Annotated in this window: 11 protein-coding genes and 1 pseudogene; 8 read left to right on the forward strand and 4 right to left on the reverse strand. The window is 64.2% G+C overall.

What is annotated here, in order from left to right; all coding sequences use genetic code 11:
- Positions 1–89 precede the first annotated feature (89 nt).
- Positions 90–2,033, forward strand: a complete 1,944-nt coding sequence (locus ABIC66_RS10875; RefSeq protein ID WP_354070142.1) for a hypothetical protein — start codon at positions 90–92, stop codon at positions 2,031–2,033.
- A 9-nt stretch (positions 2,034–2,042) separates the two neighbouring features.
- Here ABIC66_RS10875 and ABIC66_RS10880 read toward each other — a convergent pair whose 3' ends face one another.
- Both ABIC66_RS10880 and ABIC66_RS10885 read right to left on the reverse strand, forming a co-directional pair.
- Positions 2,043–2,474, reverse strand: a complete 432-nt coding sequence (locus ABIC66_RS10880; RefSeq protein WP_354070144.1) for a GtrA family protein — start codon at positions 2,472–2,474, stop codon at positions 2,043–2,045.
- Positions 2,471–3,460, reverse strand: coding sequence for a glycosyltransferase family 2 protein (locus ABIC66_RS10885; RefSeq protein WP_354070146.1), 990 nt, complete (start codon positions 3,458–3,460; stop codon positions 2,471–2,473). The genes ABIC66_RS10880 and ABIC66_RS10885 overlap by 4 nt, the downstream gene beginning before the upstream one ends.
- A gap of 229 nt (positions 3,461–3,689) precedes the next feature.
- Between ABIC66_RS10885 and ABIC66_RS10890 the strand changes: the two genes are divergently transcribed.
- From ABIC66_RS10890 to ABIC66_RS10905, 4 genes are all read left to right on the forward strand, one after another.
- Positions 3,690–4,073 (forward strand): hypothetical protein, encoded by a 384-nt coding sequence (locus tag ABIC66_RS10890; protein WP_354070148.1) that lies wholly within the window; start codon positions 3,690–3,692, stop codon positions 4,071–4,073.
- A gap of 121 nt (positions 4,074–4,194) precedes the next feature.
- Positions 4,195–6,048, forward strand: coding sequence for a Z1 domain-containing protein (locus ABIC66_RS10895; RefSeq protein WP_354070150.1), 1,854 nt, complete (start codon positions 4,195–4,197; stop codon positions 6,046–6,048).
- Positions 6,045–6,500 carry a hypothetical protein gene (locus ABIC66_RS10900; RefSeq protein WP_354070152.1) on the forward strand — a complete coding sequence of 152 codons (456 nt, stop codon included), beginning with the start codon at positions 6,045–6,047 and terminating at the stop codon, positions 6,498–6,500. Before ABIC66_RS10895 ends, ABIC66_RS10900 begins: the two co-directional genes overlap by 4 nt.
- 29 nt (positions 6,501–6,529) lie before the next feature.
- Positions 6,530–7,639: a hypothetical protein gene (locus ABIC66_RS10905; RefSeq protein WP_354070154.1), complete on the forward strand. Its 1,110-nt coding sequence runs from the start codon at positions 6,530–6,532 to the stop codon at positions 7,637–7,639.
- 62 nt (positions 7,640–7,701) lie between these two features.
- On the opposite strand, the pseudogene ABIC66_RS10910 reads toward ABIC66_RS10905, so the two are convergent.
- Positions 7,702–7,875, reverse strand: a pseudogene (locus ABIC66_RS10910) (Lrp/AsnC ligand binding domain-containing protein); the annotation flags it as partial.
- A gap of 138 nt (positions 7,876–8,013) precedes the next feature.
- Between ABIC66_RS10910 and ABIC66_RS10915 the strand changes: the two are divergent.
- Positions 8,014–10,509, forward strand: coding sequence for an FG-GAP-like repeat-containing protein (locus ABIC66_RS10915; protein WP_354070156.1), 2,496 nt, complete (start codon positions 8,014–8,016; stop codon positions 10,507–10,509).
- Between the two features lie 222 nt (positions 10,510–10,731).
- On the opposite strand, the gene ABIC66_RS10920 is transcribed toward ABIC66_RS10915, so the two are convergent.
- A complete protein-coding gene (locus tag ABIC66_RS10920; protein ID WP_354070158.1) occupies positions 10,732–11,184 on the reverse strand; it encodes an Lrp/AsnC family transcriptional regulator in 453 nt (150 codons plus the stop codon).
- A gap of 104 nt (positions 11,185–11,288) precedes the next feature.
- Between ABIC66_RS10920 and ABIC66_RS10925 the strand changes: the two genes are divergently transcribed.
- On the forward strand, positions 11,289–12,080 hold the full coding sequence (locus ABIC66_RS10925) for a tryptophan 2,3-dioxygenase (RefSeq protein ID WP_354070160.1): 792 nt from the start codon (positions 11,289–11,291) through the stop codon (positions 12,078–12,080).
- Positions 12,081–12,153: 73 nt separating this feature from the next.
- Entirely contained in the window at positions 12,154–13,254 is a 1,101-nt protein-coding gene (locus ABIC66_RS10930) for a kynureninase/PvdN C-terminal domain-containing protein (RefSeq protein ID WP_502910341.1), read from the forward strand.
- Positions 13,255–13,314: the final 60 nt, after the last annotated feature.

A 13,314-nucleotide genomic window follows, 5' to 3' on the forward strand; every position in this document is an offset into this window, starting at 1 on the left:
TTCCTGAAGACGCGACGCGCTTCCACACCCCGGCTTTGCTGCTAGTAATCACCCTGCGGTGGCGTGACGGGAATCGGACTGGGGCGAAGATGTCGGGGACGAAGAAGATGTGGATCTGGGGCGCCGGCGTGGCGCTCTGGTGCTTCCTGCTGGCGGCCTGGCTGTCGGCCAACCGCATGCTGTCGCTGTCGGTGGACAGCTCCTATCACCTGCAGGTGATGGAGGTGGTCCGCCACGCCTTCCTGATCCCGGCCGACAGCGAGTCGTGGATGGCCGAGATGGCCTACTATCCCAAGCTCAGCCACCGGTTCGCGGGCCTGTTCGCCACCCTGGGCTGGAAGCACCTGAACGCCCTCTTGATGGCCGGGGTGCTGTCGGCGGCCGTGGTCTGGGCCTGCCTGTTCGAGCAGGCGCGGCGGATCTCGTTCACCTATCTGGGCCTGGCTCTGGGCCTGACCGTGGTCAACATCTTCGTCACGCGCGGCGCGTTCGGCGGCGAGTTGATCGACAACTTCTTCTTCCCGCAGATCGTCGGCGAGGGGGTCAATCTGCTGGCCCTGGTCGCCGCCGTGGCCATCCTGCCGCGCTCGCGCCTGGGCTATGTGGTGTTCGCCACCGCCGCCGTCGGCTTCTGCGGCTGCTTCCACCTGGTGCCGACCCTGCAGCTGGCCGGCGCGCTGATGGCCATGCTGGGCGTGGTCTGGCTGCGCGACATCATTCGTGAGCGCCGGTTCGAGCCGTTCGGCCTGATCGGGCTGATCACCATCCCCGCCGCCATCGTGCTGAACCCGTTCTTCGCCAAGATGCGCTTCATCGCCGGCAACAATGGCAGCCTGAACCTGGCCGCCGACGTCTCGATGGAGGCCCTGGCCGCCGTCTCGGCCCTGCTGGTGGCGCTGTCGGCCTGGGTGCTGCTGACCGAGCTGCTGCGCCCGGTCGACGATCCCGACGCCGCCGAGAGCGACCGTGCGGCCCTGATGTTCGCCGCCCTAGGCGCGGCCTGCGGCGCGGCCATGCTGGCCCAGTACGCGGTGTTCAAGCTGACGGGCGACGGGTCGCACTACGCGGTGATGAAGCACGGGTTCGGGGTCTTCGCCATGCTGGCCTTCGTCGTTCCGCTGTGGGGCCTGACGGTGCTGGGCGTGCGCGCCCGCGCCCCGGAACACGAGATGGGGGGCGAGGCCCCGGACGCGCGCCGTTGGCCGTTGGGCGTGGGCGCGGCCTTCGCCGCCCAGACCCTGGTGATGCTGTGCCTGTTTCTGCGCCCCACCGTGTTCGACGTGCCGCGCGTCAACGACGTGATGGAGGACATCCGCCAGGTGCGCGTCACCCGCGGCCTGCACGGCGGTCAGGCGCTGTTCTCGGCCGCCGACATGCCGCCGATCACCACCTATATGGGCACGATCGCCATGCTGCAGTCGGCCCACGGCGCCAATGTGCTGAGCCTGATGGCCGACGGGCGGCCCGACCGAGCCGGCGATGTCCCCTACATCGTCACCCTGGCCGGCGACGCCTATGACAAGCCCGGCTGCCGGTCGGGCGCGCCGATCGGCCTGGTGGTCGTGATCGCCGGCCCCTGCCTGGAGCCGCCCTCGCTGCGCTTCAAGGCCGGCGGCACGGGCGGGCCCTATCTGCGCGAAGGCTGGTCGACCCCCGAGGCCGGCGGCGTCTGGGCCGACGGCAAGCACTCGGTGGTCGAGATCCCGATCGCCGACTGGCAACGCAACCTGAAGGTCCCGACCCTGGAAGTGGCGGCCTTCGCCTTCCTGCCGCCGGAGTCGCCCAAGCGGACCGTCATCGTCTCGACGCCCGGCGGCCCGTCCGAACGGTTCGAGTTCGGCCTGAAGAGCGCCCTGTCGCACAACTACACGCTGCCGCTGACGCCCGAGCTGCTGAAGGGGCCGACCCTGACGGTGGTGTTCGACACGCCCGACGCCCAGCGGCCCAAGGACATCGGTCTCAGCACCGACACGCGCCTGCTGGGCGCGGGGCTGGAGGCGATGCGGATCACCGAGGCGCCGACGCTGCGCTAGGCCGTCGCCTCAGGCCTCTTCGGCGTGGGCGAACACCCAGAAGTGGCTGAGCAGGAACAGGGCGGCGGTGTAGCTCACCGCCGCCGAGCCCTGCGCGGCCACGCTCCACAGCGCCCCGTGCGGCAGGACCAGCTTGGCCAGGGTCAGCACGCCCTGGTTCAGGGCGAAGGCCGCGGCCACGGCCACGACGTAGCGCGCCGGCGCCGAGCGGGTGGTCCGCCGGGCCTTGAACACGAACAGCTTGCTCAGCGCGAAGCTGACGCAGACCCCGACCGCGTAGCCGATGGCGTTGGCCAGGTGGGCCGGCAGATGCAGCCCCACGTCCAGGGCCACGATGATCGAGAAGCCGACCAGGGTGTTGGCCACCCCGGCCACGCCGTAGCGCAGGGCCGAGACCAGGAATTCGCGCCGCGCCGGCGTCAGCAAACCGTTCAAGCTCACTGGCCGTCGAACCCGTAGCGGTCCATGACCACGTACAGCGGCCGGCCCTTCACCTCCTGATAGATCCGGGCCACGTATTCGCCCAGCGAGCCGATGGCCAGCATCTGCAGGCCAAAGCTCATCAGGATCACCACCATCAGCGACGGATAGCCCGGCACGTCGCGGCCGAACAGCAGGGTGCGCACCACGATCATCCCGGCCACGCCGACGGCCAGCACCCCGGCGATCAGGCCGACATAGCTCCACACCCGGATCGGCGCGGTGCTGAACGAGGTGATGCCGTCCAGGGCGAAGTTCCAGAGCTTCCAGTAGCGGAACGAGCTCTGGCCCGCCGCCCGCTCGGGCCGGGCGTAGGGCACGGCCACCTGGCGGAAGCCGACCCAGGCGAACAGGCCCTTCATGAACCGGTTGCGCTCGGGCAGCTGGCGGATCACCTCGACCACCCGCCGGTCCATCAGCCGGTAGTCGCCGGCGTTGTAGGGCAGATCCACGTCCGACATCCGGTTGAAGGCCTTGTAGAAGCCCTGGGCCGTCAGCCGCTTGAGGAACGAGTCGGCGCTGCGGTCGACCCGCACGCCATAGGCCACGTCCGCCCCGGCCTCCCAGGCCTCGACGAACTGGCCAATCAGCTCCGGCGGGTCCTGCAGATCGACGTCGATCGGCACCACCATGTCGCCGGTCGCCGCGTCCAGCCCCGCCGACAGGGCGGTCTCCTTGCCGAAGTTGCGGGCCAGGTTGATGACCTTGATGCGCCCGTCGCGCTGATGGCGCCTCAGCAGCACGGCGAGCGTGTGATCGCGGCTGCCGTCGTTGACGCAGATGATCTCGTACTCGACCCCTAGCTTGACCAACTCCGCGTCGATCCGGTCGAAGAACAGGTCCAGCACCTCCTGCTCGTTGTAGCAGGGCGCGACGATCGACAGCCGCTTGCCCGCCCGGTGGCGGGTGGGGACGGCGGGAGCGGTGGGGAAGACGGACGAAACCATAGGCGCAGGTTTAGCGAGGTTGCGCGCCCAGGGGGAGAGGCCGCCGTCACGCGCGAAAGTTATCCACAGGGGCGCTTCTTCCTCCCCCGCCCGCGGGGGAGGCGGCCCAGCGGGCCGGAGGGGGCGTCAATCCCCGTACTTTTCCAAGTCGACTCCAGCGAATTCAAGGCCTTACAGGAAAACGCGCGTTTCTTATCCCCGGTGTTCCAACCGGGCGCAAGCTTGCGTCATGACCCAGCCCGCCCATGCCGCCCCCCATGCCGATCGTGTCGCCCGCTGGCGCGACGCCGTCCAACAGAAGCTGATGGCCGCCCTCGACCGGGCCTGGGCCGTCATCGACACCGACCCGGACCCCGCCAAGGTCCGCGCCGCCCGCGACAAGGCCAAGGCCTGTGGCGAACTGGCGGCGTGCGTGCGGAAGGTGGCGAGCCTGTCGCTGGCCCGGCCGACGGGCGCGCGCAAGGCGGCTTTGTCGGTAGGCGAGGACGAGGTCATGGCCGCCGAGATCGAGGCCGCGGCGATGGTGGCCGAGGTGGTGGGCGCGCTGCCGGTGGAGGGGCCGAGGGTGCGGAAGTTGCGGCGGGGCGGGGGGAGGGGGCGGGGGCGGTTGTGAGGGGGGAAGGCGCCCTTGAGTGACTCAGCTATAAGTGTAACTCTGATGGCAGTGCTACGATAGCTTGGTACCTGATCGCGCGTCAGCTCTTATTCATACACTGGAGCCCGGGGGGGCAAATATGTCTGACACATTCGATATTTCCAGGTTCACCTCCGGGGATCAGCCTAGCAATCAGTATCAGCGGCAGTTGCAACGTTTGCGCGACGTCGGTAATTCCACCGAGTGTATCGAGCTCGCCGTCCAAGGTGCGCTGAAAAATCTCTCCGGCTCAAGTCAGAAGTCCTTCGTCATCTACGGTGAGCCGCAAAGCGGCAAGACTGAGATGATGATTTGCTTGACTGCAAAACTTCTGGACGAAGGATATCGTTTCATTGTTCATCTATTGAACGATAGCGTCGATCTATTAGGCCAAAATCTCGGCCGTTTCCATAGCTCTGGACTGGCGCCATCCGCGCAGAATTTTATGGAAATAGTGGATCCCGCGATAGATGTTAAAGCTGGAACGTTTGTTGTATTCTGCAAAAAAAATGGAAATAATCTTCGCGATCTTATCAATAAAATTGGAAAGATGCCCAGGGTTATAGTGATTGACGATGAGGCTGATTACGCAACTCCAAATTCTCTAATTAATAAGAATGACAAAACGCCAATTAATGAACTCATTGAAAAAGTTATTGGAGATACAGGTCATTACATAGGTGTAACAGCTACGCCGGCGCGACTCAACCTAAACAACACTTTTAACAACGATTCTAAGCTGTGGGTTAAATTCCCGCCCCATCGCATGTATACAGGGCAGGATGATTTCTTTCCTATGAACATAGACGAAATTGGACTTAGCGGTCTAAAATATAAACTCTTCTTAATGCCGGATAAGAATGACGATTTTCGTCACGAGAGGTCCGCCTTATTCCGATTTATGATAAATGCGGCACACTTGAATCTTACAAAAAATGAGGAAAGTAATTATTCTATTCTGGTCCATACCAGTGGAAAAAAGATTGATCATAAGGCTGATTTAGAAAATATACGAAAAGTGTTTTCCGTATTGTCGGACCAGAAGAGTGCAAAATTTGCAGCCTATCTCAAAGAGATATGGGAGTTAGCGAAAGCTACGTATGTAGATGTTTCAGCAGACGATATCACGCGATATGTTTTGTTAAACATTAGTAGGCGAGCAATCATAGTTCTGAATAGTGAAGCTGCTTTTAAAAATTTCGGAGGTAGCGCGACAAATCCGTCTGCATTGTTCACGGTTGTCATAGGCGGAAATATTGTTTCGCGCGGAGTTACATTTAATAATCTTCTTAGTATGTTTTTTACCAGAGATGTAAAGAGTAAGCTTCAGCAAGATACCTATATACAGCGGGCAAGAATGTTTGGTAGTCGGGGTTCGTACCTGGCTCATTTTGAGTTGACTATACCGATTGCCCTGTATCTCGATTGGCATCGATGCTTTGTCTATCATAGGCTTGCACTTGCATCTATTGATAGCGGCTTAGGTGCTCCAGTATGGATCGCGGATCCGCGAATCGCCGCTGTGGCAAGCGCGAGCGTCGACAACTCGACCGTCGATCTTGATCGGGGAGAGATGAGCTTTGCCATTTTCGACTTCTCATCGGAGTTGGATGACATCGCGTCCGCAGGACTTTCATCCGCCGATAAGGTTAACCTCATCGCGGACAAGCTGGGCGATGCAGCCTTTCCGCGTTACCTCCGCGAATTCATCCTGCACTCACTCTCTCGAGGAAAGACGGGGTTAAAGGTCTTCCAGAGTGCTGGCATGTTCCCCAGCATGACAGATCAAGAGAAGGCGGACATTCAGAGGCGGCAAGGCTTCCTCACAATCCGCGATGCTGACAGGCTTGGCAACGCGGTACACTTCCTTCGCGTATTCCGGAATGACGCAGGAAAGGCCAGGCTGTTCTATAAGTTCGACGGCTCCGTTCAGTTCATAAAGAATTTGAAATGATCGGCGAATTTGAAAGATATCACGGGGCGGCGATAAGGGAATTGATAGTTAAGGCAAATCGCCCGCTCAAAATTGAAACTTGCGATGACGTAGGTCGTGTAAATTCGTATAGAATTAATGACGTCCTCGGTATTCATATAAAACATAGCTCAAAGCGATTGCCGCCTTGGCAATTTACGTATCTCGATGAAAACCTGGTAGAAATTGAGCGTCTAGCAACGCGCTGTAGCGGAGTCTGGCTTATTCATGTGTGCGGTCAGGACGGCGCGGTTGCGTTGTCACTGAGCGAATTCTGGTCCGTGAATCCACGCGACGCTGAAACGACCAGCTTTGTCAGGGTGGATAGAGATCGAAATACGATGTACCGGGTCAACGGTACGGGGGGCAAGCTTTCGCATCCGAAGCCGCGTGGCCTGCACTACATTTTAGACGCATTGCAGAGCCCAGAATGACACCTCCAATCCATCCATTTCCGGCGCGAATGGCGCCCGAGCTTGCCCTCAAGACCATAGGATCGCTCCCCGAGAACGCCGTGATCTTGGACCCAATGTCGGGTTCTGGGACTGTGCTGCGCGCTGGCGTCGAGAACGGCAACTCGTGTTTGGGCTTTGACCTCGACCCACTCGCCGTGTTGATGGCGCGAGTTTGGACATCTCCGCTTATCGACGGGCTTGTCCAGGAGGCTCGGAAAGTCGCGGAAGCTGCGAAGCTGATCCGTAATCCGACGCCGCCATGGGGCGACTCCGCCAAGACACAAGCTTTTGCGGAGTTCTGGTTCGAAGAGCGGCAGCGCGCTGATTTGTCAGCGCTTGCTCAGGTTGTTATCGGCTACGAAGGCGCCCACCGAGACGCATTAATGCTGGCGCTAAGCCGTCTCATCATCACCAAGGAAAAAGGCGCGTCCATTGCGCGCGACACATCCCATAGCCGTCCCCACCGAGTGTTTTTCAACAACGATTTCGATGTTTTCCGTGCATTACCCATCGCAGCGAAACGGATCGAAGATCGGCTCAACGCCCAAAACATTCGTGGGAGTGCGCAGGTGGAGCTTGCGGATGCCCGGAAGCTTCCATTGGCGGACGGGAGCGTCGACGCTGTAATCACTTCGCCGCCGTACCTCAACGCGATCGACTACATGCGTGGTCATAGGCTGGCGCTAATCTGGCTCGGCTATAAGTTGGATGAGCTTGCCTCTGTCCGGGCAGTTTCAATCGGAGCAGAAGCCGCGCTCAAGGCTGGACCCGAATTGGTGTTGCCCCCGTTCGAGATCGCGGCGGCGCTACCGCCTTCCAAAGCGCGCATTGTCGAGCGTTATAGGGCGGACATTTATCGGTTGATGATTGAGCTTCGGCGGGTTTTGAAGCCCGGCGGACAGGTGCTCGTAGTGGTGGGAAATTCAAACATTGCCGGCGTTCAAGTTTCGAACGCTGATATCAACCACGTAAGCGCGACCAAGGTTGGCTTTACGCTGACTAACCGCTTCGACCGTGCGTTGCCGTCTCAGAGCCGATACCTGCCAACGCCCAAGGGCGAGAGCAACGCTCTCGGCCGACGAATGCGAACTGAGACCGTACTTACGTTCGTCGCGTAGCACCGAGCCTGCTTCTGGATCTTCCCAAAGTCATCTTTGAGCCAAAGCCGCCCTCACCCCCATCACCCTTCCTCCTTGATCGCCTTCATGCACACCGTCGTCGTGCACCGCCGCACGCCCGCCAGCTGGCTCAGCTCCTTGCGCAGCAGGTGGTCGAGGTCGGCGACATCGGCGGCCACGATGCGCAGCAGGTAGTCGCCGGCGCCGGCCATCGAGCGGCAGTCGGTGATGGCCGGCGCCGCACGACGACGGCTTCGGCCTGGCCTTGCCGCCCGACACCCTACAAACGGCGATGAGGCCAATCCCTCCCGCCCGTACCTTTCCCTCGCCGCGCGGGTCACCCCGCGGCGCCAGGACGGGCGAGGGAGTGGAAAATGGCCGACTATCATGGCTCCAGCGGGGCGGACACCATCGATCAGGTCGGCCAGGGCCTCGCCGACGGCAGCAACATCTTTGGCGAGGGCGGCGACGACACGATCATCGTCAAGTCGGGCGTGGCGGTGGGCGGCGCGGGCAACGACGTCCTGAAGGGAACGAGTACGGCGGCCGGCGTCGCCTATTGGACCTCGACCGCCGGCGTGGTGGTGGACCTGGCCAAGGGCGTGGCGCAGGACGGCCTGGGTGGGACCGATACGCTGAGCGGCTTCTTCAGCGTCCAAGATTCCAACTACAGCGACAGGATCACCGGCTCGGCGGCCGACGAAAGCTTCTGGCTGAACGGCGGCGCCGACGTGGTCGACGGCGGGGCCGGCTACGACACGGCGGTGTTCTACAATCGCAAGTCCACGGACGCGACGATCACCTTCGACGCCGCGACCCGGACCTTCACGGTCCAGAAGCGCTTTCCGGGCGGCGACAACAGCACGACCGTGCTGACCAATGTCGAGCGCATCCAGTTCACGGGCGCCGAGTCCGATCTCGTCACGATCAACGCGGCGAACTACCTGCCCAACGGCAAGGCCGTGCTGGGGACGGCGCTGACCTCGCTCAGCCTGCCCAACAACGCGATGCAGCAGCTGCTGGTCGGCGACTTCACCGGCGACGGCAGGGCCGACCTGATCACGCCGACGATCGACTACGCCTCGAACTTCAACAGCGCCTCGCCCTTCTGGCTGTTTGGCGGCGACGGCCAGGGCGGTTTCGTGAACGCTTCGGCGAGCCTGCCCGCCGCGGCCGGCGGCTTCTATGTCGCGCGGTCCCTGGTCGGCGATTTCAACGAGGACGGGCGGCCCGACGTCTTCATCCTGGAATCGGGGCCGGACCGCGAGCCGTTCCCGGGCGGACAGAACGCGGTGATGCTGTCCGGAAGCGGCGGACGCTACACCGTGTCGTCGGCGGGCCTGCCGCAGATCAAGATCTTCACCCACGGCGGCGCGGTGGGCGACGTCAACGGCGACGGACATCTGGACGTCGTGGCCTTCGCCATCCATGCCTATTCTTCCCATACGCCGGGTCAGGGGCCGGCGCTGCAGATCCTGCTGGGCGATGGCAAGGGCGGCTTCACGCTCGATACGGCCGACATGCCGGCCTACTACCAGGGGACCAATTACAACCCCGGCAACACGATGGGCGCTCTGATCGACGTCAACAACGACGGCAAGGTCGACCTGATCGCCGGCCGCTGGAACGAGTCGACGCGCCCCAGCGAGGTCTATCTGAACGACGGCAAGGGCTATGCGACGATCGCGCCCGTGGCGCTGCCGGCCAGCGGCGTCAGCCACGAGGCGGTGATGGCCGTGACGCCCATGGATCTGAACGGCGACAACCTGGTCGACCTGGCGGTCTCGGTGACGAACGGCGGTCCTGTGGGCACGCCGGACTTCTATACGGTGGCCTACATCCAGCTGCTGATCAACGACGGCGACGGCAAGTTCCACGACGAGACCCAGGCCCGCCTGCCGCAGACCGCCGCCAGCCCGACGGCCAGCGTTCCGCTCTACTGGTACAAGACGCTGCAGGCGGTCGACGTCAACGGCGACGGCTTCAAGGACATGGTCGTCGGCGTCGACACCGGCGGCGCGGGCCAGGGCTCGCGCATCTTCATCAACGATGGGGCGGGGAAGTTCACCCGGCTGTCGGTGGAGCTGCCCTATCTGGCGACCGCCCTGACCGACGCGGCGGGCAAGACCTACGCGTTCGCCGCTTCCGAGAACAACGCGCTGAAGGTCTTCGCCAACGATCTGCCCTCGACCGCGCCGGTGACGGCGGCCTTCGCCAACATCCTGCGCGAGGCGACGCCGATCCCCGGCCATGCCGACCTTCGGAGCCAGCTGATCACCGGCGTGGGCGTCGGGACGCTGGACGGGGCCCAGGCCACCGGTCAGCTGGTCAAGGCGGCCGTGGCGACGACGTCGGTGGCGACGCTGAACTACCAGTTCTTCACCGGGAAGATCCCCAGCCTGGGCGGCATCGACTACCTGATCGCGCCGACCGGCCCGAACGCCAGCAACCTGAACAGCGCCTACTACGCCCAGTTCAACACCGTGAACCGCTACATCAACTTCGCGGTGAACCTGGGCAAGTACGGCGACGGCAAGGACAGCTTCGCGGCCACGTACGGCCAGCTGTCGCTGTTCGACGCCACGCGCGAGGCCTACAAGACGATCTTCGGCGTCACCCCCGACGACGCCAAGGTCCACGCCCTGATCGACCCCCGCATCGACTATCTGGCCAGCTATGGCGGCGACGGCGCGACGGGGATCGGGACCAAGGCGGCGATGGTCGGCTGGCTGCTGGCGGCGGCGGCCACCGAGGACGTCGGGATGTACGCCAAGTCGAACGACGCCTTCCTGACCGACCTGGCCGACGGCGCGACCTTCGCGGTCAACATCGTCGGGACGTACGGCAAGCCCGAATACGCGGTGTTCTGACCGCCTCACCAGCGGACCGACGGGCCATCCGCGCTGGCCTAGGATGGATCGACGTTCAACTTTGATCGCCTTTCAAATCCGCTCGTCCCCGCGAAAGCGGGGATCCAAGCCGAGTCAGCGGATGGATTCAGGGCCTCGCCACACACTGAGAGTCCGCTTGGGTCCCCGCTTTCGCGGGGATGAGCGGTGTTTGGGGCTGAATGTCGATAGGCTTCTGACGCCTCACCCCATCAACCCGCCGCCCTCCTTGATCGCCTTCATGCACACCGTCGTGGTGTAGCGCTGCACGCCCGGGAGCTGGCTCAGCTCCTTGCGCAGCAGGTGGTCCAGGTCGGCGACGTCGGCCGCCACGATCCGCAGCAGGTAGTCGCCGGCGCCGGCCGTCGAGTGGCAGTCGGTGATGGCCGGGTGGCGCAGGACGGCGGCTTCGAAGGCTTCGGCGCGGGCGAAGTCGACGGTGGCCAGGGCGAAGACGGTCAGGCCCTTGCCGACCGCCGCGGCGTCGATGCGGGCGTGGTAGCCGAGGATGACGCCCTGCTTCTCCAGCGCCTGGACGCGCGACCAGCAGGGCGACTTGGACAACCCGATCCGCTCGGCTAGGGCGGCGAACGAGATGCGGGCGTCGGCTTCGAGAATCCGGAGGATCGACAGGTCGATCCGGTTCAGAGCGGCCATTCGTTCTGTCTTTCATGGATGTGGCGCGACATCGTTCTATCCCCGCAGACAGCGGCCGCGCAAACGAGGACAATGTGCCGACGGGCAGCGGCTAGGGTCGATCCATGGCGCAAGACATGACTTACGCGCGGTACCTCGCGCTGGACCTGCTGCTGGCGGCGCAACAGCCGCTGAGCGACCGTCACGACGAACTGCTGTTCATCGTCATCCACCAGACCAAGGAGCTGTGGCTCAAGGAGATCATCCACGAGGTCGAGCTGGCCCGGCGGCTGGTGGCCGCGCACGACCTGGAGCCGGCCTACAAGGCGCTGGCGCGGGTGTCGCGGATCCAGACGGTGATGACCCTGTCGTGGGACGTGCTGGCGACCATGACGCCGGCCGACTATCTCAGCTTCCGGGTCGAGCTGGGCTCGAGCTCGGGCTTCCAGTCGCACCAGTTCCGCACCCTGGAATATCTGCTGGGCCTGAAGGACAACAGCTTCCTGAAGTTCCAGGAGGAGGGCTCGGACGCCCTGGCCCAGCTGCGCGCGGCGCTGGAGACGCCCAGCCTGTACGACGTGGCCATCGCCCAGCTGGCCAAGGCTGGGCTGGCGGTGCCCGAGGCGGTGCTGGCCCGCGACTTCAGCCAGGCCTACGCGCCCTCGCCCGAGGTGGAGGCCGCCTGGCTGGAGGTCTATCGCGACACCAAGCGCTATTGGGAGCTGTACCAGCTGGCCGAGAAGCTGGTCGATCTGGACGACGCCCTGGTCACCTGGCGCCACAAGCACGTGCTGACCGTCGAGCGGATCATCGGCGGCCGGCCGGGCACGGGCGGCACCGACGGGGTGGGCTACCTGACCAGCACCTTGCGCCGGCGGGCGTTTCCTGAGCTGTGGTCCCTAAGAACGAAGCTGTGATGGGGACGATTCTGTGAGCACCGCGCGCAAGGACCTGTTCTCGCGGACGCTGGGCGTGCCCGGCCGTCTGCACATGGCGGCGCACAGCCACCACCTGTGGCCTGACTGCACGTTGGACGCCCAGGTCGACGCCTGGCGCGACGCCGCCGTCCTGGCCGACCACAAGTGGGACAAGGCGCTGGGCGAGGTCTATCCGGCCGCGCAAGGGCTGGTCGCCCGCGAGCTGGGCCTGCCGTCGCCGGACACCGTGGTCTTCGCGCCCAATACCCACACCTTGCTGGCGACGCTGCTATCGGCGGTCGGCAAGCGGCCCGTCCGCGTGCTGTCGACCGACGGCGAGTTCCATTCGTTCCGCCGCCAGGCCCAGCGCTGGGTCGAGGCGGGCGAGATCGAGCTGACCCTGGTCGAGACCGACCGTCCCGATTTCGACGAGCGGTTCCTGGGCGCGGCGCGCACGGGGACCTACGACCTGATCTTCGTCAGCCACGTGTTCTTCAAGAGCGGCTACGTGTTCGACCGCGTCTGGGCGCTGGCCGAGCTGGCGCGGCCGGAGGGCCCGTGGGTGGCGGTCGACGGCTATCACGGCTTCCGGGCCGTGCCGACCGACCTGTCGGCGGTGGCGGACCGGGTCTTCTACCTGGCCGGCGGCTACAAGTACGCCATGGCCGGCGAAGGCGCGGCGTTCCTGCACGCCCCGCCGGGCTTTGGCCCGCGTCCGGTGCTGACCGGCTGGTACGCCGAGTTCGGTGATCTGGAGGGGCCGCCGGGCGGGGTCGGCTATACCGTCGACGCCGGCCGTTTCCTGGGCGCGACCTTCGATCCGTCGGGCCTGTACCGCTTCGTGGCGGCGGGCCGGATGCTGGAGGCCGAGGGCCTCTCCACCCCGTCGGTGGCGCGGCACGTGGCGCGGCTGCGCTCGGTTCTGCTGGCCAGGATCGCACTGGGCGAGGCCGGGCCGCTGAAGGACGCGGTAGTGGTGAACCCGCCAGGTCGGGGACCCTCGGCCCGGTTCCTGGCCCTGCGCCACCCGGCGGCCCAGGCCTGGAAGACGGCGCTGGCCGAACGGGGCGTGGTCGTCGACGTCCGCGACGACGTGCTGCGGGTGGGGCTGTCCATCTATCACGACGAGGCGGATATCGTGGCGTTCTGCGCGGCGTGCGCGGGGCTGGTTTAGACTCTCAAGCCCGCTCTTCCCGGCGAAAGCCGGGACCCAGATCTCATGGCGTTTGAGATG

It is taken from the genome of Caulobacter sp. 1776 (assembly GCF_040545685.1).
Lineage (GTDB): Bacteria > Pseudomonadota > Alphaproteobacteria > Caulobacterales > Caulobacteraceae > Caulobacter.